The 18,303-nt window shown below is 63.3% G+C and carries 14 protein-coding genes; 4 read left to right on the forward strand and 10 right to left on the reverse strand.

The window, feature by feature from the left end; translation table 11 throughout:
- Positions 1–15: 15 nt before the first annotated feature.
- Both ACYVL5_RS00435 and ACYVL5_RS00440 read right to left on the reverse strand, forming a co-directional pair.
- Entirely contained in the window at positions 16–1,152 is a 1,137-nt protein-coding gene (locus ACYVL5_RS00435; RefSeq protein ID WP_460593569.1) for a potassium channel family protein, read from the reverse strand.
- A gap of 126 nt (positions 1,153–1,278) precedes the next feature.
- Complete coding sequence (locus ACYVL5_RS00440) at positions 1,279–2,154, reverse strand: GerMN domain-containing protein (protein ID WP_460593570.1); 876 nt, start codon at positions 2,152–2,154, stop codon at positions 1,279–1,281.
- 378 nt (positions 2,155–2,532) lie between these two features.
- Between ACYVL5_RS00440 and ACYVL5_RS00445 the strand changes: the two genes are divergently transcribed.
- On the forward strand, positions 2,533–3,480 hold the full coding sequence (locus tag ACYVL5_RS00445; RefSeq protein ID WP_460593571.1) for a cation diffusion facilitator family transporter: 948 nt from the start codon (positions 2,533–2,535) through the stop codon (positions 3,478–3,480).
- Between the two features lie 214 nt (positions 3,481–3,694).
- On the opposite strand, the gene ACYVL5_RS00450 is transcribed toward ACYVL5_RS00445, so the two are convergent.
- Positions 3,695–4,585: a radical SAM protein gene (locus ACYVL5_RS00450; protein ID WP_460593572.1), complete on the reverse strand. Its 891-nt coding sequence runs from the start codon at positions 4,583–4,585 to the stop codon at positions 3,695–3,697.
- Between the two features lie 230 nt (positions 4,586–4,815).
- Here ACYVL5_RS00450 and ACYVL5_RS00455 point away from each other — a divergent pair, with 230 nt between their 5' ends.
- Positions 4,816–6,489 (forward strand): methyl-accepting chemotaxis protein, encoded by a 1,674-nt coding sequence (locus ACYVL5_RS00455; RefSeq protein WP_460593573.1) that lies wholly within the window; start codon positions 4,816–4,818, stop codon positions 6,487–6,489.
- A gap of 305 nt (positions 6,490–6,794) precedes the next feature.
- Here ACYVL5_RS00455 and ACYVL5_RS00460 read toward each other — a convergent pair whose 3' ends face one another.
- The 7 genes from ACYVL5_RS00460 to ACYVL5_RS00490 all read right to left on the reverse strand — a co-directional run bounded on the left by ACYVL5_RS00460 (position 6,795) and on the right by ACYVL5_RS00490 (position 13,812).
- On the reverse strand, positions 6,795–7,271 hold the full coding sequence (locus tag ACYVL5_RS00460) for a GreA/GreB family elongation factor (protein WP_460593574.1): 477 nt from the start codon (positions 7,269–7,271) through the stop codon (positions 6,795–6,797).
- Between the two features lie 123 nt (positions 7,272–7,394).
- Positions 7,395–7,970: a hypothetical protein gene (locus ACYVL5_RS00465; RefSeq protein ID WP_460593575.1), complete on the reverse strand. Its 576-nt coding sequence runs from the start codon at positions 7,968–7,970 to the stop codon at positions 7,395–7,397.
- A gap of 84 nt (positions 7,971–8,054) precedes the next feature.
- Positions 8,055–9,458, reverse strand: coding sequence for a tetrathionate reductase family octaheme c-type cytochrome (locus ACYVL5_RS00470; protein ID WP_460593576.1), 1,404 nt, complete (start codon positions 9,456–9,458; stop codon positions 8,055–8,057).
- A gap of 120 nt (positions 9,459–9,578) precedes the next feature.
- The gene (locus ACYVL5_RS00475) at positions 9,579–10,289 is read right to left on the reverse strand and encodes a response regulator transcription factor KdpE (RefSeq protein ID WP_460593577.1); all 711 of its coding nucleotides are present in this window, start codon (positions 10,287–10,289) and stop codon (positions 9,579–9,581) included.
- Between the two features lie 68 nt (positions 10,290–10,357).
- A complete protein-coding gene (locus tag ACYVL5_RS00480; RefSeq protein ID WP_460593578.1) occupies positions 10,358–12,340 on the reverse strand; it encodes an APC family permease in 1,983 nt (660 codons plus the stop codon).
- Between the two features lie 214 nt (positions 12,341–12,554).
- The gene (locus ACYVL5_RS00485; protein WP_460593579.1) at positions 12,555–13,565 is read right to left on the reverse strand and encodes a serine/threonine protein kinase; all 1,011 of its coding nucleotides are present in this window, start codon (positions 13,563–13,565) and stop codon (positions 12,555–12,557) included.
- The gene (locus ACYVL5_RS00490; protein WP_460593580.1) at positions 13,555–13,812 is read right to left on the reverse strand and encodes a hypothetical protein; all 258 of its coding nucleotides are present in this window, start codon (positions 13,810–13,812) and stop codon (positions 13,555–13,557) included. Before ACYVL5_RS00490 ends, ACYVL5_RS00485 begins: the two co-directional genes overlap by 11 nt.
- 430 nt (positions 13,813–14,242) lie before the next feature.
- On the opposite strand from ACYVL5_RS00490, the gene kdpA reads away from it, so the two are divergent.
- Positions 14,243–16,027, forward strand: a complete 1,785-nt coding sequence (gene kdpA, locus ACYVL5_RS00495) for a potassium-transporting ATPase subunit KdpA (protein WP_460593581.1) — start codon at positions 14,243–14,245, stop codon at positions 16,025–16,027.
- 3 nt (positions 16,028–16,030) lie between these two features.
- The gene (kdpB, locus tag ACYVL5_RS00500) at positions 16,031–18,112 is read left to right on the forward strand and encodes a potassium-transporting ATPase subunit KdpB (RefSeq protein ID WP_460593582.1); all 2,082 of its coding nucleotides are present in this window, start codon (positions 16,031–16,033) and stop codon (positions 18,110–18,112) included.
- The last annotated feature ends 191 nt before the right edge of the window (positions 18,113–18,303 follow it).

Genomic DNA, 18,303 nt, shown 5'->3' on the forward strand with positions numbered 1-18,303 from the left:
AGGTTCCGTTCGAAGTCAGAAGTGCTCCCCGCCCCGGCCGAGGACCTGGTCTCTTTTCTTCCCGGGGCGTTCCCAGTAACTTCCCAACCAGTTGTCGGCGCTGTCCCCCCTCGCGACCCACGGGGGAAGGCCTATGTAGAAGTGGGCGGCCAGTGCGCTCACGTAGGGCTCGTACATCTGTCGAAGCTCCTTCAACTTTCTCTCGAACTCGTCACCGTCCCCGAGCTTCTGACCACTGCGAGCCAGCAGGGCGCGCAGCTCTTCCATGGTTTCCTTCGGGAGGCGATCGGTCTTCGGCGGGCGCGGCTTGGTGTAGAAGACCAGGGAGAGATCGACGACGGCGTGGCGGGACATAGCGAAAGTGAGCTCGGCCTGGCGGGCACAGGTTCCTTCCAACCCGGCCATGATGAGGGCACAGGTGTCGAGGATAGCGGTCAGCGCCCCCAGCCAGGACTGGTTGTCGTGCTGGGAGCGGAAGTAGGCGAGCACCGGGTAGGAGAGGTGCCCTTCCAGGAACTCGGCGGCCCAGCGCTCCCACTCGCCCAGGAGTTTTTGGAGGGAGTCCATCCCGCCGTGATGGGAGTGACGGCGGAGCATTTCTGAGGCGCAGGGGGGCGAGCCTGCGCGCGCGTCGAGGAGGGAGATGCTGACCTCGCGGCGGGCGAAGGATTGGTTGAGTGCCGGGAGGTAGCCAATGACGAGGGCGAGGAAGGCGAATCCCAGGCCGGACTCCAGCACCACCAGGACCCTCCCCACGGTGTTGTGGGGAAGGACGTCCCCAAGGCCCAGCGTGAAAAAGGTGGTGCCGCTCAGGTAGAGGTCGATGAAAATCCCGCCGTGACCGTCGTTGGCAAAGAAGGCCGAACCGGCGGCCCAGTGCAAAAGGGCGAAACCGGTGATGAGGACGCAGGCCCAGACGGACAGAAGGAGCAGCAGGGAGAGGGGCCCGAAACAACCGAGCCAGGTCTCCCGGCGGTTGACCGGGATGAGGGCACGCCCGAGCTTCATCCAGGGGCGCCAGGTGGTCCGGTAAAAGACGCGGGTAAAGCGGAATCGGCGGGTGACGCGGCGAGGGAGGATGATGGTCTCAAATCCTTCCCACAGGGCAATGATGATGAAGGCGACGCCGGCGACCGCTGCGAGGATAGCCATGAAAATCTCCATGCTGGTGAGAACTCAACGAAGGTTACCGTCAAGTATACCAGCAGGAGAGGGGCGGCCCACGAAACCCATCCACACCCCCTGCCCTCCCAATGAAGGGGAGGGGAAAACGGGAGTTCAATGTTCCATCCACTCCAACGGTACCTCCTGGTCTCCCGAGGCTTTCCGTCCCAGCTTGTCAGCCACCTCCCAGTGGACCTCCACCGGCATCCCCTTGACGAAGAGCGCCGGATCCTTCGGCTTCAGCACGCCGGCCATGTCGAAAACGGACTGGAAGAGCTCCCCCTGGAACGGCTTACCATCCGCACCGGCCATCCTGAGCGCCTTGATCTCCACCGGGCGGTCGAAATAGGCGTTGATCTCCTCCGCGTTCTTGGCGCCCTTCTCCTTGGCCGCGGTGACGCTGAGAAGACGCGGCGCCGACGGGGCCATGACGGCTGAGGCATCGGCATGTCCCACCAGGGTGTCGAGGGCATCGAGGGAACCATCCACCGTCAGGCGGACCTGGCGCACCTTCTCGAACTGTTTGAGGGTGAGCACCACGGCGGTGACCAATGCTTCCGCAGCGCGGGGATCGCGTTCGACGGTGGCGATCTCCTTGCTGAAATTGACGGTAACGGTGGTGCCCCGCAGGCCGACGCCCAAAAGGCGCGTGCCGGGAGGGAACGGTTGCAGGAACTCTCCCCGATAGGCCGGAACACTGTCCATGCCCATCATGAGGCGCTGAAGGGCGACGGTCTGCAATTTTCCTTCATCGAAACTGAAGAAAGGTATCGGCGTAACCTTCCCCGCCGGCTTGGCGGAGGGAAAATAGATGACGAAGGCGAAGCAGGTCCCTTTTTCAGTGGTGGGGGCAACACCGAAGCTCCTGAGGTAGTCGGGAGTCGCGGAGACGCGGGGAAGGTTCGAGGAGGCGGACTCCTGTTTCCTGTTGCACGATGTCAGAAGAAAAAGAAGCGATAGAGCTAGTACGGTCAGGATCACTCTTTTCATCGGCACCTCCGGCGAAATCAGTCCCCAAAGTTTACCAGACTTTATCCGGTTCCTCAGGAAGCCGATCTCCTCGACACCGGCTTGCGGCGTGGCTCGAGGGGCCGGGCGGTTTCCGCGTGGGCACGGATTTCCGCGTGGGCACGGGGTGCCCACCCTACGTTCGGGGATGGGAAGGCCTGTGGAGAGTGCGGCGTTAAAAGGGTCTGGTGTGAAGAGGCTCCGGATAGCCGAAGGGGACCTCGGAAAACGTCAACGGCATCTTGCTTTTCTGGCCGGTTCGGGTTAAAAGTCACTGATCGGACTTACGATCGAGGGTTTGCAGTCAGTGCTGTGAACCCTTTGTCATGTCTGCACTCCCTCATTCGAAAGAACGACACTATGATCAACGCCGAACACGATCGTCTCAAAAGAAAGGCCGCCCGCCTCTCGATTATCTCCAACACCATCCTCGTGGTGCTGAAACTGATCTGCGGTCTCGTCTCGGGATCGGTCTCCATCCTCTCCGAGGCCGTCCATTCCGCAGTCGACCTGGTGGCGGCCGGGATCGCCTGGTACTCGGTGCGCGAATCCGGCAAGCCCGCCGACCACGAGCACCGCTTCGGCCATGGCAAGATCGAGAACGTGGCGGGGACCGTCGAGGCGGTACTGATCTTCGCCGCCGGCTTCTTCATCATCTTCGAGGCGGTAGCGAAGCTGAGGACCGGGGTCGCGGAGGTGGGGCAACTCGGGCTGGGAAGCGCGGTCATGGGTGGCTCGGCGCTCGCCAACTACCTCGTATCCCGGCACCTCCTTTCGGTGGCGGTGACCACCGACTCCGTCGCGCTGGAAGCCGATGCCATGCATCTGCGGACCGATGTCTACACCTCCTTCGGAGTCTTCGTCGGCCTCATCGCGATCCACTTTACCGGCATCGGGATCATCGACCCCATCATCGCCATCATCGTCGCCTGCATGATCTTCAAGGCCGCCTGGGATCTTACCAAGACCGCCTTCTTCCACATCCTCGACGTCAAACTCCCGGACGAAGAGGAAGCCGTCATCCACGAGATCATGGAGGGATACGGCACCCAGTTCATCGAGTACCACAAGCTTCGCACCCGCAAGTCCGGGCACACGAGGCACATCGACATGCATCTCGTGGTCCCGAGACAGATCAGCGTGGAGGCGGGGCATGCCTTGAGCGACCAGATAGAGGCCGACATCGAGCGCCGGCTCCCCTACAGCCAGGTCCTGATCCACATCGAACCCTGCCCGGGCGCATGCGATGAATGCGCCGCCGAGTGCCCGAAGGTACACGCGCAGGCGACGGAGCCCACCGAAAAGTAAAAGAGGGAGGGGACTGGCTCCGCAGGTGCCTGTCCCCCTCGCCCATTCTGAAGCCCTGGCCCCCATGGGCCAGTCCCCCTCAATCCACCTCTCGCCCCATTCTGCCCCCCATCCTCATCCTGTCCTTCCCCTTGAAGGGGAAGGGACGCGCGGCAAGGCCCCTTAGTTGCGGCGTCGCCGTCAGCTTCGCCGGCGGCTATGATCGCCCCCTCCCCTAGTAGTACTCCTCGCTGTAGTCCGGGACAGAAGCAAACCACGAGGTCTGGCGGCGAGCCTGGGCCAGGGCCGCTTCAGCGGTCTGGATCAGACGCTCGCGGTCCTTCGGGTAACTCCCGGCGAGATTGAGAAAATTGGAGACGTGATTGGACCTGAGGATGGTTCGGTGGGGGGAGAGGTTCCTCAGCATGGTGAGGGCCTCTTCGATGATCTGGCCGTGGGTAAGCGGAGTGATGCTCCTCAGCCAGTCGTCGTTATGGCGGGTGAACATGGTCAGGAGCGAGAAGTATTCCGGCGAGAGCGCGGTGATCCATCGGGCGGTCGCCTCCGCGTGCTCGCGGCTGCGCGCCTGCCCGGCGAGGCCTAAGATGGCGGTCACCGACAGCTTCATCCCCGCGTCCTGGGCCTTGCGGCAAAGGGCCAGCATCTCGTCCGGCTCGAATCCCTTGTCTACCGCCCGCAGCGTCTCGGCGTCACCGCTTTCCAGCCCGAAGTAGAGGATCCGCAGCTTCTTCTCCCGCAGGACAGCCAGCTCTTCCGCGTTCTTGGTAGTCAGGCTGTTGGGGGAGGCGTAGGCTCCCACCCGGGCGAGGTTGGGAAACAGGCGGGCGAGCGCATCGAGGATCTCGACGAGTCCCTCGAACGGGTAGACGAGGGCGTCACCGTCCGCGATGAAGACCCTCTGGACGTAGGCCCGATGCGACACCGGGACCGCCTCCAGTTCCGCCACCACCTCGGATACCGGACGGATATGGAAGCTCTTCGTCTTGTACATCCCGCAGAATTTGCAGCGGTTCTGGGAACAACCGATGGTCGCCTGGATTATGAGGCTTTGCGCCTCGGAAGGGGGGCGAAACAGCGGCTCATCGTAGTTGAAATAGTAATACATGCTGGATCTAACCTCCCTACAATGACTTAATCCATCCGTCATCGTAATGAAATCATGCCATAGAAGTAATCGTTACTGTGTAAGAAACTACAATCCTACTGCAATTTCTCATTTAAGAAAAAGCATTCTGTCGCCGAAAAGAAACCACGGCAGTTTAGTGTGTAATGGCAGCAAAATACCGTCCCATCCGGAACAAATCAAGACAATGGTGCTGTACAAGGAGGGAGCAAATGCAGTGGTTAGGGAACATCAGGGTAAGGACCCGACTTCTGGTGGCGTTTCTGGCAATGTCAGTCATCACCGGGGTAGTGGGCGCTGTCGGTATTCGCAACATGGCGGTGATGAGTGAACGTGCCGATCAGATGTACGAGCGGGAGCTCCTCGGTGTTGCCCACATCAAGGAGGCCAGCATCAACATACTGAGGGCCGTCCGGGCGGAGAAAAACCTGCTGCTCGCCTCCTCGGAAGCCGACCGCAAGAAATTCGTCCAGATGAACGAGGATGGGAGGAAGAAGGCGACCGAAGACCTCGAGAAGGCGCGCGCCCTCTTCCACACCGAGAAAGGAAAGGAGCTCCTCGCGAAGATCAGCAAAGATTGGGAGGAGTACCAGCCGGTCAGCAAGCAGGTTCTCAGCATGGCGCAGGCCGACGCGCTGCAGGCGGCGAGGGAGTCGGTCAGCCTCTCCAACGGCCAGGCCCGCGAGAAGATCAGTGCGATCAATGCACTGATCGACGAGGCGACCACCCTCAAGGAGACCAACGCCAAGGAGATCGCCCACGAAAACCAGCTCATGTACCAGCAGGGGCGGCTCTTCATGATCATCCTGATCCTCGGCTCCATCGGCGTCGGCGCCGCCCTCGGGATCATCATCACCTTGAGCCTCACCAGGCAGCTCGGGGGCGAGCCCGCCGAGATAGCCGCCATCGCCGACCGGGTCGCCGAGGGGGACCTCACCATCCAGTTCGCCAGCCACCGCAAAGAGATCGGGATCTATGCCGCCTTGAAGGAGATGGTGACCAGGCTGAAAGCGGTGGTCGGAGAGGTTGCCTCGGCCGCGGAGAACGTGGCGGCGGGCAGCGAGGAGCTTTCCGCCAGTGCGGAGAGCATGTCGCAGGGAGCGACCGAGCAGGCGGCAGCCGCCGAGGAGGCTTCCGCCTCCATGGAAGAGATGTCCTCCAATATCAGGCAAAACGCCGATAACGCCCTGCAGACCGAGAAGATCTCGGTGCAGTCGGCGAAGAACGCCGAAGAGGGGAGCAAGGCGGTGGAGCGGACCGTCCACGCCATGAGGGACATCGCCGGCAGGATCAACATCATCGAGGAGATCGCTCGCCAGACCAACCTCTTGGCGCTGAACGCCGCCATCGAGGCCGCCCGCGCGGGCGAGCACGGCAAGGGGTTCGCGGTGGTGGCCTCCGAAGTGAGAAAGCTCGCCGAGCGGAGCCAGAAGGCGGCCGCGGAGATCTCCGAGCTCTCCGTCAGCAGCGTCCAGGTCGCCGAAACCGCCGGGACCCTCTTCGCCGGGATGGCGCCCGACATCCAGAAGACCGCCGGGCTGGTCCAGGAGATCAGCGCGGCGAGCAGGGAGCAGGACGCCGGGGCCGAGCAGATCAACAAGGCGATGCAGCAGCTTGACCAGGTCATCCAGCAGAATGCCTCGGCCGCCGAAGAGATGGCGTCGACCGCGGAGGAGCTCTCCAGCCAGGCGGAGCAGTTGCAGTCATCCATCTCGTTCTTCAAGATCGAGCGGCGTTCAGGAGCGATCACCCGCACCACGACTGCGGCGAGGGTAAAAACCGGAGCGAAGAAGGGCGCCGGCGCCGCGAAGCCGCTGACTCACGCAGCCGTGCCGACCACGAGCGGGGCCGAACTCGATCTCGACGAGACGTTCGAGAAGTACTAGTACCCCAGGCTCACTCCCAGACGCCAAAGGGGCGGCCACACGGCCGCCTTTTTGCGTTTCATGCGCCGGGCTTAACCTGCAATTCCGCGTGGGCACGGAGTGCCCACGCTACGTATTCGCCCCAACTTTCAAACCTTCCTCACCCCCATAAGGTCATACCCTCGCCCCCGCTGGGGGAGAGGGTGGCCGGAGGCCGGGTGAGGGCAGACGTCAAAGCCTCCCTCACCCCTGCCCCTCTCCCCTAAAGGGGCGAGGGGATAAGGAATGTGGGCCCCTCTCCCCTGAAGGGGCGAGGGGGATGGAATTCACCGGACCTCGACGATCTCGTACTCGATGCGGCGCGGGCCGGTGCGGATCTCGACGGAATCTCCCGGCTCCTTCCCCATCAGCTCCCGTCCGATCGGGGAGGTCGGGGTGATAACCATAAGCTCTCTTCCCTGGTACACGATCTTCATCCCACCGGCCAGCGGACCGATGAAGAGCGTCTTGGTTGAGCCGTCCGCCGCCTCGATGGTCACCAGCGAGCCTATGCCGACAGGTTCGCCGGCGTCGGGGAGTACGAGCTGCCTGTAGACGGAAATGGCGAGCCTGAGCTCCTGGGCGCGGTTAGCCTGCCCCTGGGCGAGGTAGGAGGACTCCAAAGCAAGGGTGTCGTACTTGTTGTCGGGCTGGTTTTCTGCGTGGGTGGCCGCCTCGTGGGCGGTTTTGGCTGCGGAGAAAAAGAGTTCGAGGTCGGCGTTAAGCCGGCTGATGATCTGTGCGACGATGCTGTTCTTGTCCATGTACTCACAATTGGTTCCTCTCTCCGGTGGAGAGGAAGATGAAATGAAGGGGGGACGGGCACCTGCGGAGCCCGTCCCCCTTTTTAGTATCACGCGAATCCGAGGGGGCATTCCCCTCGACGGTCACAAATCCTGGCGGAAGAGAAGGCGGCCGGTGATGTCTTCGGCACCGGTGGCGGGTTCCCCGATGGCGGCCACCACGTACTGCTGCACCTTCCGGTCGAGGCCAAGGTACTGCCGGCAGGCGGAGAGGAGGTCGTCGTAATCGGTCACCCCGAGGAGGTACTGGTGGACGGAGGAGACCCGCTTGCGGTTGAACTCCAAGAGTTCGGTGACCAGGGTGCGGTCCATGCCGAGCCGCTTGCACTCCATGACCACCATCCCGAACGACTTCTTGTTGTTCTGGCGGAAGATCTCCTTGTCATGGCTCAGCCCGGCCACGAACATCCGGAGCCAGAACTCGGCGTGCTGGATGGTGAGCGCGATGGCCTCGATGTAGCACCCGACCTCGAAGGCGTACCGGCTCCGTTCCGTCCCCTCCTGCAGGTTCTTGAAGGCGCGCCTGAGATCCACCACCCCCATGTCCTCGAAATTGGGGAGGGTGACGAAGGTGCCGGGGGGGCTCAGGCGGATCAGCTCGCTCAGCTCATCGTTGGTGAGATCCGGTTTCACCCTCAGTTCGGCGAGACGGTCGCTCATCGGGGCTCCCCCGAGGGTCCGGCCTTGAGGATGCGCCCCCCCTTGTCGCCAATGTGAACGGCGGCCAGTGTCATGATCACCCTCCTAGCGGGGATCCTTGGGGTAGCCAAGCGCTTTCCAATCGAGCCTCCCCCCTTCCACGTGGCAGTTGGGGCAGGAGAGCGCCATCTCTTTCGGGGCCACCGTGTGGTTGAGCGCCCAGACCATGGCGGTATCGACCCAGCCGTATTCGCCGCTGTAGGGGATCCCGGCGGCCTTCATGCCGGCCATGATCGCGGTGTTCCAGCGGTAGATCTTTTCGTAGGCGGTCGTCGAGTCGGGGGGGCCGGTGAGGTTGAAGACGGCCAGCGTCAGGTTCTTCGAGTCGTACGGCTGCTTACCCTTCATGATCTTGAACGGGAAGATCCTCGCGTCGGGATCGGAGCGCTCGCCGCGCGGGGCGGTAATCCAGACGGTCCTGGTAGGATCGATCTTGTCACCGGGCCGGATCTTGTCCACCTGGCCGTTGTACCAGAAGTAGGTGGGGACCAGGTCCTTCCCATAGGTGAGGCTCCCGCGGTCCTTCCGGTAAAGCTCCTTGCCGAAGCTGTCCTTCTTGATCTCTTCGGGCTTTAAGTCTTTGCCGGCGGTCGACCAGTCCCAGGAGGTCATGGTGGGGATGGTTCTGGCGTAGCGCGGGATGTGGCAGGTCTGGCAGGCCACCCTTTTCAGGTGGTTGTTCAGGGCCTGGCTCGGATGGATGCGCCCCTTGTGGCAGTTCATGCAGGCCATCGCGCGGGGGCCGGAGCTGAAGGAGACCGAGATCGCCTCCCCCTTGACGTCGTGGTTGGCGGCCTGGTGGCACGATTCGCAGGTCAGCTTGTATTTCCCCATGTGGACGTCCTGCTCGGGGGTGGGATTGGCCAGCGTGGAGTCGAGGTCGCCGTGCTTGGCGCCGTCCTCGCCGCAGCCGGAGAAGTGGCAGTTTCCGCAGGCGGCGCGGTTGGGGCGCTCAACCGAGCGGGCCACCGCGGCCAGGTCGACCGGAGGCCAGACGGTCCCCTTCGGGTACTCTTTGGTCTCGCCGGGGTAGACCGGGTGTCCGGCGGCTCCCGGGAACTTCTTGTAGGTGCCGGTGGTGTCGTGGCAGACCAGGCAGTCGACATTCTCCGGATTGTTGAAGTCGAAGCTCTCGTCCACCCAGCCGTAACCGGCGTGGCAGTTGGTGCAGCCGGACCAGTTGGAGGGGACGGCTCCCCAGAAGTTGTTGATGGCGTTCTTCTTGCCGTACTCGACTGCCTTCCCGTTCACCGTCTGCTTCTTCGACCACTTCCAGTGCACGGTCTGCATGATGGCACGGGTCTCTTTCTGGTGACACTGGAGGCAGAGCCTGGTGACATCGGGGCCGGTTTTGAAGGGGCCGGTGATGAAAAGGTGCTTGGGAGTGGCATAGGCTTGGGATGCCATAACAGCGACAAAGGTTATCGCCAAAAGCAGATGCTTCTTCATTCCATACCTCGCGGACCGCCGGTAGTTTCTGACCGCGCAGCATACCAGAGCAACTTCCCATCATCAACTCATAAACGTCAATGGTTTCACCGGGTCAGGGTGGCCGGGGATTTGGGGTGTTCAGGGTTGATCGGGATGCCGTCTCAGACGGTAGCCGACCCGGGGTTCGGTGAGGATGTAGGAGGGGTTTGCGGGATTCTTCTCGATCTTGTGGCGGAGATTGCTGATGTTGACCCGCAGGATGTGCGGCTGTTCCAGAAAGGAGCTCCCCCATACCTGCTTCAAGAGGAAGTTCTGGGTAACCACCTTGCCGGCGTGCAGCACCAGGAGCCGGAGGATCTGGTACTCGATAGGGGTGAGCGGGACCGGGCGCCCCCCGACCAGAATCCGGCGCTCGGGGAGGTTGACGATCAGGTCGCCGCTCGTGAAGACCGGCTCCTGCCCCACCTGCCGGGGAAGGGACCGCCTGAGGACGGCCGCCATCCGCGCCTTCAGCTCGCCGGCGCCGAACGGCTTGGTGACGTAGTCGTCGGCACCGGCGTTGAGGGAGGCGATCTTGTCCTCCTCACCGTCGAGGGCGGAGACCACGATGATCGCGACCGGGGACCACTCCCTCAGTTTCCCGATCACCTCGATACCGCCCACATCGGGGAGTTCCAGGTCGAGGAGGATGAGATCGGGCGAGGAAGCCGCGGTGGCGGCCAGTGCGCTCTGCCCCTTCCCGACCAGGGTGAGCTGGAAATCGTCCTCCAGCACCTGCTGCAGAAAACGGCTGCTCTGGAGGTCGGCATCCACCACCAGGACCCGCATTCTCGTTGGTTCGCTTAACATCGGCATCTCATGGCGGATTAACGGGCGAAGAGGGGGACCCGGCACCAGTCCCCGGGCCTGTCCCCGGGCTAGGAGCGGACCCGGATCGGCATGATGACGGTGGTGAGGCCGTCCCACTGCAGGCGCCTTTGGATCGCGAAGGCGGTCTCGTTGTGGAGCAGCCGGTGGTAGAACTTCTCCAGCCGGAAGGTGATCTGCCCCGTGAAGACGGTGGAGCGGGGATACTCGTCCGCCGCCTCCTTGCAAAGCCGTACCGCCCCCTCCACCACGTCGGTGGCGAGCACGGTGCGGTAGTCGGCCGCGAAGCCGAGCTTGTTGGCCATGTCCACGTAGCGCTCCATCGAACCCTTGACCGATTCCTCCAGGGCCTCGATCTCCTCGGCCCCCTTGAAGGAGCCGGAATCGATCATGGCGACCGAGACGAAGATGATGTTCTTATAGGTCTTCGGGAAGGTGGACATGATGGAGAGCAGGGTATGGACCCCGAAGCCCGAGTAGCTGGAGACGAGCTGGATGGCGGTCGGCGCGTTGCGGTCGAGCGCCGGCACCTCCCCGTGGTGGGAGAGCGGGAAATCGAGCAGCGCCTCGTCCAGGTCCCTCATCCCCTTCCTGAGCCTCAGGTAGTGGGCCTTGATGAGGTAGCAAAGGGCGATGACCACCGAGGTGATGACCAGGGTGAGCCAGCCCCCCTCGGTAAATTTTTCGATCGTGGTGATGATGAGGATAGTGACGCACAGCAGGAGGCCGACCAGGTGGACCATAAGGTGGCGGAACCAGAGCGGGTCCTCCTTCCGCTTCTGGATGAAGAACTTCGACATGCCGAGCTGAGACAGAGAGAAGGTGACGAAGACGTTGATGGAGTACATGACCACCAGCGCGGAGACGGATCCCTTGGTGTAGAGGAGCAGTGCGATCGTGGACAGTCCCATCAGCATGATGCCGTTACGCATGGTGAGGCGGACCGAGAGGGCGGCGAAGCGGTGCGGGAACCAGGAGTCCACCGCCATGTTGGCCATGACGCGGGGGCCGTCGACAAAGCCGGTCTGAGCGGCAACGAGCAGCAGGGCACCCTCGGAAAAGATGGTGACGAAGGCCAGTGCGCTTCCCATCGGCCAGTGGGCGAAGAGCCCGTCGGCAAGTACCGCGTTGAGAGTCTTCCCATCCACCGGCTTGATCCCCACCAAGGCGTAGCAGAAGAAGAGGACGCCGGCGGTGAAGGCCAGCGAGGTGGCCATGTAGATCATGGTTCTTTTGCCGGTCTTCACCCGCGGTTCGCGCATGATCTGCAGGCCGTTGGAGACCGCCTCGATCCCGGTATAGGTACCGCCCCCCAGCGAATAGGCCCGGAGGAAGAGCAGCATGATCCCGATCACCCCTATGGTGGAGAGGTCGTGGGAAAGGCCGTTCTTGATCCCCGAGGCGAGCGGCACGACACGGTCCACATGGGCGCCGACGCCGTAGACCAGGAGGATGAGGTGGGTGATCACGAAGACCATGAAGATCGGCGCCATGACGGAGATCGATTCCTTGACACCGCGGATGTTGAGGATGATCAAAACGATGGCCAGGCAGATGCCGACCGGGACCTTATAGACGTGGAACGACTGGGGGATGAAACTGAAGCAGGCATCCACGCAGGAGGCGATGGAGACGGTAATGGTCAGCACGTAGTCGACCAACAGCGCACTCCCCGAGACGACCCCGGCCTTTTCTCCCAGCATGTGGGTGGCCACGATATAGCCGCCGCCCCCGTGGGGGAAATGCTCGATGATCCTCGAGTAGGCATAGGAAATGATGAAGACGGTGAGGGCCGTAGTGAGCCCCAGGAAAACCGCGAGGTAGGTGTGCTCGCCCAGGGCGCGGAAGGCCTCCTCGGGACCGTAGGCGGAGGAGGAAAGGCCGTCGGCTCCGAGGCCGACCCAGGCCAGGATAGGGATCAGGGCCATCTTGTGGAACAGGTGAGGGTCTTTGAGGTACTTCGGTGAGCCGAAGATGGCCCTGATGATGCGTCCTACGATGGTCTGGTCTGCTGCCGAACTCTGGTCCGTCATGCTATTGCCTGCTCCCCTTCGGCGGACGGGCAGAGTGATTTGCCGTCCGCACATTCTTCGAATGTGGCTCTCTCGCAAAGACGACGTTGTCTCAGTAGCCGTTGCCGGTCCTTGAACGATAGCCGATCGGGGATAAAGAAGGTGTCAAAATGGCGGGAAGGTGTGTAAAGAAAACGTCAAGACGAGAGGGGGTAGCTACCCCATCCTCACCCTGCTAAGCCCCCCTCTTGATGATGAGGAGCACGATCCAGGTTAGGAGCGCGATGGCGGCGGCGAGCAAGAGTCCCACCATGATCCCGCTCTTCAGGTAGCGCTTCCACGGCTGGGGGGGCTTGAGGTTTCGCCAGCGCCCGGTCAGGGCCACCGTTTCCGGGTGATCAAGCTCCCGCTGCATCGCCTCGGCGCAGGGATAGCGGTCGGCGGGGTCGCGCTCCATGGCGTGCAGGATGATCTCCTCGGCCGCCTCGGAGATCTCCCGGTTCACCTTGCGGGGAGCCACCGGGTCTCCGGTCACCCGCGCGTTCATCCCCTTGAAGATGTCGCCCCCCGGGTCGGAGAAGGGGATCTCCCCGGTAACCATCTGGTAGAGGATGACCCCGAGGGTGTAGAGGTCGGTCCGCTCGTCCCCGCGCTTGCCGAGCACCTGCTCGGGGGCCATGTACTCCGGCGTCCCGATGGAGGGGGTGAAGCCGACGAAGGTGAAGCGCCGCCCCGTCCCCCGCGCGATCCCGAAATCGAAGATCCGCAGGCTCCCGTCGCGGCAGAGCATGATGTTCTGCGGCTTGAGATCGCGGTGGATCACCTGGGCCTGGTGCATGTGGGAGAGCGCGCCGCAGATGCGGCTCGCCATCTCGAGCGCCTGGCGCTCCGGCAGCGCCCCCGCGCTCTTCAGGAACTGGGCCAGGGTCTCTCCTTCGAGGTACTCCATGACCAGGTAGGGGCGGCTCTGTTTTTCGACGGCAATGAACTTGAGAAGGTAGGGGTGGTGGAAGCGGGCGCCGACCTCCCCCTCGCGCACGAAACGGGAATAGAAGCCGGGATCGCTCTCGAACTGCAGGTGGGGGACCTTGATGGCGACCGTCTGGCCGGTGTCGAGGTCGGCGGCCTTGAAGATGGTCGCCATGCCGCTGCGGCTGATCGATTCCAGGATTTCGAACCGGCCGTCCAGGGTCTGCCCCGGCTGAAGGTCGTAGGGGGAAATGAAGCGCTGCTGTTCAGTCGTCATTGGTCACCGCGATAAGAACGCGCTCCTCCGAGTGGGGCCGCCGCCCATTGGCGGGAGGCCGGGGCTTCATGATCCACCGCCCGGCGATGACGTCGAAACAGGGGACCCGCCCGGCTTCCGCAGGCGGGGGAGCGACGGTGGTCACCCCATCCGGAAACGGGGGGGGATCGCCAAGAAAAAAGGGTTCGTCGGTAAAGTCGTCACCCTGGTATATGCCGGTGCCGGGGTCGAACAGATAGATTCTCATCTCGAAACTTCCTGCCTTTAATGGATCGCTCGAGAGTCAACCTTATCCGGTTCAACCTTTAGACGGTGTAAAAATGGCCGCCGTTGTCATCAAGGGAAAATAAAGATCCGCTTTCAGCGGTGCCTGTAACTATAGCCGCGTCGAGACATAATTGCCACAACCATCGCCGTAACACCCCGATGTCCTTCTTAAATAATCTCTCCCGTCACACTGCTCCTCGCTTACCTTTCGCCACGCGCTCTTCATCACCCTCAGCCGCCATGCTTTTGCCCCCTTGACACATCGTTAACCTGATCTAAACAGGTTCTTGACACCTTTTCTCCCTATTTTGACCCCCTCTAAAGGTCAGGCGGGCTAAGCTCGTTACCGTGAGAAGGAAGCGACTTTCAACGCCTTCCTGATAAACGGAAGAGAACTGGAGACAGAGACGATGACGAGTTACGAGTGGATACAGACGGTGGCGTTCTTCGCCGTACTGCTGGCGGCGATCAAGCCGGTCGGCCGCTACATGGCCAAGGTGTTCCAGGGGGAACGGACCCCCCTCTCGCCCTTGCTGGCCCCCTGCGAAGGCCTGGTCTACCGGATCTGCGGGACCGGGAAGGACGAGGAGATGGGATGGGGCCGCTACGCCTGGGCGCTTCTCCTCTTCAACCTCCTGGGGGGGGTGGCCATCTTCGCCATCCTGATGCTGCAGGGGGTGCTCCCGATGAACCCGCAGAAGCTTTCGGGGTTCTCCTGGCACCTCGCATTGAACACCGCGGTGAGCTTCATGACCAACACCAACTGGCAGGCCTACTCGGGAGAATCGGCGGCGAGCTACTTCTCGCAGATGTGGGGGTTCGCGGTCCACAACTTCCTTTCCGCCGCCACCGGGATCGTGGTCGCCATCGCGGTCATCCGCGGCTTCATCCGGCGCCGGGTCTCCGAGATCGGCAACTTCTACGTCGACCTCACCCGCTGCGTCCTTTACCTGCTGCTGCCGCTCTCCGTCGTCTTCGCCGTCTTCCTGGTCTCCCAGGGGGTGATCCAGAACTTCAGCGCCTACCAGACGGTGCCGCTCCTCCAGCCGGTCACCTACGACAAGCCGAAGCTGGACGGCCAGGGTAACCCGGTCAAAGACGCCAAGGGGAACGCCGTCACCGAGAGCGCCACCGCGAAGGAGGTCACCATCCCGATGGGGCCGGTCGCCTCCCAGGAGGCCATCAAGGAGATAGGGACCAACGGCGGCGGCTTCTTCAACGCCAACTCCGCGCATCCCTACGAGAATCCCACCCCGCTCTCCAACCTGGTCGAGGTCTTCCTGATCCTCCTGATCTCCGGGGGGCTCACCTACACCTTCGGGACCATGGCGGGGAATACCCGGCAGGGATGGGCGCTTTTGGCGGTCATGCTCGCCATCCTGGTCCTGGCCGTCGGCGTCCTCTGCTGGTCGGAGAGCGCCGGGAACCCGCAGGTGGCCAAGCTGGGGGTCCAGGCGGCCAACATGGAAGGTAAGGAGGTCCGCTTCGGCGTGGCGGGAAGCGCCCTGTTCGCGGCGGCCACCACCGGCACCTCCTGCGGCGCGGTCAACGCCATGCACGACTCGTTCACCCCGCTCGGGGGGATGGTCCCGCTCTCCTTGATCCTCCTCTCCGAGGTGGTCTTCGGCGGGGTGGGGACCGGCCTCTACACCATGGTCGCCTTCGTGGTGATCGCGGTCTTCGTGGCCGGGCTCATGATCGGCAGGACACCCGAGTTCCTCGGCAAGAAGATCGAGGTACGCGAGATGTGGATGTCGATCGTCACCGTCCTCACCTCGGGGATCCTGGTGCTCGTCTTCTCGGGGCTCGCCATGCTCCTCCCCTCCGCGGTCGCCTCCATGGCCAACCCGGGGGCCCACGGGCTCTCCGAGGTCCTCTACGCCTTCGCCTCCATGTCCAACAACAACGGGAGCGCCTTCGCGGGTTTGAACGCCAACACGGTTTTCTACAACGTCGCGGGCTCGGCCGCCATGCTCATCGGCCGCTTCGCCCCCATCGTCGCCTCGCTCGCCATGGCGGGTTCCTTGGCCGAGAAGAAGTACGTCCCGCCCAGCCTGGGAACCCTGCCGACCGACAAGGTCCCCTTCGCCCTCTGGCTGGCCCTGGTCATCCTGATCGTCGGCGCCCTCACCTTCTTCCCCGCGCTCAGCCTGGGGCCCATCGTCGAACAGTTGATCATGCGGGGAGGTAACTAAGTCATGTCCAAACACGCACCCGAAGCAATATCTATCTTCGACGCCCGGATCATGAAGCCGGCGCTCATCGAATCGTTCAAAAAGCTCGATCCCCGCGGCCTCTGGAAGAACCCGGTCATGTTCTGCGTGGAGATCGCCTCGGCCATCACCCTCGTCACCTTCGCCATGAGCCTCACCGGCGCCAACCGGGAGCCCGCCTGGTTTACCGGCCTGGTCTCGGTCTGGCTCTGGCTGACCGTCATCTTCGCCACCTTCGCCGAGTCGCTCGCGGAGGGACGCGGGAAGGCGCGCGCCGCGAGCCTGAGGAAAAGCCGCACCGAGGTGAGCGCCAAGAAGCTCAGGAAGCCGGAGTTCGGCTCGAGCTACGAGGTGGTCCCGGCCGAATCGTTACGCAAGGACGACTGCATCCTGGTGGAGGCCCACGACATGATCGCCGGCGACGGCGACGTCATCGCCGGGGCGGCTTTAGTCAACGAGGCGGCGGTGACCGGGGAGTCGGCGCCGGTGGTCCGCGAGTCCGGCGGCGACCGGAGTGCGGTCACCGGCGGGACCGAGGTGATCGCCAACGCCATCATCGTGCGGATCACCGCCAACCCCGGCGAAACCTTCCTCGACCGGATGATCTCCCTCATCGAAGGGGCCAAGCGGAGAAAGACCCCCAACGAGATCGCCCTCGAGGTGCTCCTGATCGCGCTCACCCTGGTCTTTTTGCTGGTCTGCGCCAACATCAGCCCGCTCTCCGTCTACTCGGTCAAGGCGGCCGGACAGGGGAGCCCGGTCTCCCTCACCGTGCTGGTGGCGCTCTTCGTCTGCCTCGCCCCCACCACCATCGCCGCGCTTTTGCCCGCCATCGGGATCGCCGGCATGGACCGGCTCTTCCAGAAGAACGTGATCGCGCTCTCCGGCCGCGCCATCGAGGCGGCGGGCGACGTCAACGTGCTGCTCCTCGACAAGACCGGCACCATCACGCTGGGAAACCGCGAGGCGGTGGAGTTCGTCCCGGTGGGAGGGCACAGCGAGCAGGAGATCGCCGAGGCCGCGCTCACCGCGTCGCTCACCGACGAGACGCCGGAAGGGAGAAGCGTGGTGGTGCTGGCCAAGGCGAAGTACGGGATGGCCAGGGAGGTCCCCGCCGACGCGGTCACCATCGCCTTCTCCGCCGACACCCGCCTCTCCGGGGTGGACACCGGCGGCCTCAAGTACCGCAAGGGGGCCTCCGACTCGGCGGTCGCCTTCGCCAAGTCGGCCGGCGCCACCAACATCCCGGCCGATCTCGCGGAGGCGGTGGACCGCATCGCCCGCGCCGGCGCCACTCCGCTGGTGGTCTGCCGCGACGCCGACATCCTCGGGGTCATCAACCTGAAGGACATCATCAAGGGGGGGATCCAGGAGCGCTTCATGCAGCTTCGCAGCATGGGGATCAAGACGGTGATGATCACCGGCGACAACCCGCTGACCGCCGCCGCCATCGCCGCCGAGGCGCAGGTGGACGACTTCCTGGCCCAGGCCAAACCGGAGGACAAGCTGCGGCTCATCAAGGAGAACCAGGAGGCCGGATTCATGGTGGCCATGACCGGCGACGGCACCAACGACGCCCCCGCGCTCGCCCAGGCGGACGTGGCGGTGGCGATGAACACCGGGACCCAGCCGGCCCGGGAGGCGGCCAACATCATCGATCTCGACTCAAACCCCACCAAGCTTCTCGACATCGTGGAGGTGGGGAAGCAGATCCTGATGACCCGCGGCAACCTGACCACCTTCTCGATCTCCAACGACGTGGCCAAGTACTTCGCCATCATCCCGGCCATGATGCTCTCCATCTACCCGCAGCTGAACGTCTTGAACGTCATGCGGCTGGGGAGCCCGCTCTCGGCCATCCTGTCGGCGGTCATCTTCAACGCGGTGATCATCCCGATCCTGGTGCCGCTCGCGCTCAAGGGGACCAAGTTTCGCCCCATGCCGGCCGAGAAGCTGTTGATCCACAACCTCCTCGTCTACGGGCTCGGTGGGATGATCGCCCCCTTCATCGGGATCAAGGCGATCGACCTGGTGATCGGGATTTTCATCTCCCCCTCGCCCCTTTAGGGCTACCCCCCATATTCCTTCTCCCTCCGGGAAGAGGGGCAGAAACTCCATAATCCCTCGCCCTCCGGGAGAGGGGCAGGGGTGAGGGAGGGTATAACATCTACCCTCACCCGGCCTCCGGCCACCCTCTCCCGGGGGGAGAGGGGATGACTGTACAAGGGGCAGGGGAGAGGGACGCAAGTAAAGGTCGT

The organism is Geomonas sp. Red276 (assembly GCF_054784495.1).

Excerpts from the sequence above, each read along its gene's own strand:
- ACYVL5_RS00435 (WP_460593569.1), bottom strand. The coding sequence starts at position 1,152 with ATGGCTATCCTCGCAGCGGTCGCCGGCGTCGCCTTCATCATCATTGCC.
- ACYVL5_RS00440 (WP_460593570.1), bottom strand. The coding sequence starts at position 2,154 with ATGAAAAGAGTGATCCTGACCGTACTAGCTCTATCGCTTCTTTTTCTT.
- ACYVL5_RS00445 (WP_460593571.1), top strand. The coding sequence starts at position 2,533 with ATGATCAACGCCGAACACGATCGTCTCAAAAGAAAGGCCGCCCGCCTC.
- ACYVL5_RS00450 (WP_460593572.1), bottom strand. The coding sequence starts at position 4,585 with ATGTATTACTATTTCAACTACGATGAGCCGCTGTTTCGCCCCCCTTCC.
- ACYVL5_RS00455 (WP_460593573.1), top strand. The coding sequence starts at position 4,816 with ATGCAGTGGTTAGGGAACATCAGGGTAAGGACCCGACTTCTGGTGGCG.
- ACYVL5_RS00460 (WP_460593574.1), bottom strand. The coding sequence starts at position 7,271 with ATGGACAAGAACAGCATCGTCGCACAGATCATCAGCCGGCTTAACGCC.
- ACYVL5_RS00465 (WP_460593575.1), bottom strand. The coding sequence starts at position 7,970 with ATGAGCGACCGTCTCGCCGAACTGAGGGTGAAACCGGATCTCACCAAC.
- ACYVL5_RS00470 (WP_460593576.1), bottom strand. The coding sequence starts at position 9,458 with ATGAAGAAGCATCTGCTTTTGGCGATAACCTTTGTCGCTGTTATGGCA.
- ACYVL5_RS00475 (WP_460593577.1), bottom strand. The coding sequence starts at position 10,289 with ATGTTAAGCGAACCAACGAGAATGCGGGTCCTGGTGGTGGATGCCGAC.
- ACYVL5_RS00480 (WP_460593578.1), bottom strand. The coding sequence starts at position 12,340 with ATGACGGACCAGAGTTCGGCAGCAGACCAGACCATCGTAGGACGCATC.
- ACYVL5_RS00485 (WP_460593579.1), bottom strand. The coding sequence starts at position 13,565 with ATGACGACTGAACAGCAGCGCTTCATTTCCCCCTACGACCTTCAGCCG.
- ACYVL5_RS00490 (WP_460593580.1), bottom strand. The coding sequence starts at position 13,812 with ATGAGAATCTATCTGTTCGACCCCGGCACCGGCATATACCAGGGTGAC.
- kdpA (WP_460593581.1), top strand. The coding sequence starts at position 14,243 with ATGACGAGTTACGAGTGGATACAGACGGTGGCGTTCTTCGCCGTACTG.
- kdpB (WP_460593582.1), top strand. The coding sequence starts at position 16,031 with ATGTCCAAACACGCACCCGAAGCAATATCTATCTTCGACGCCCGGATC.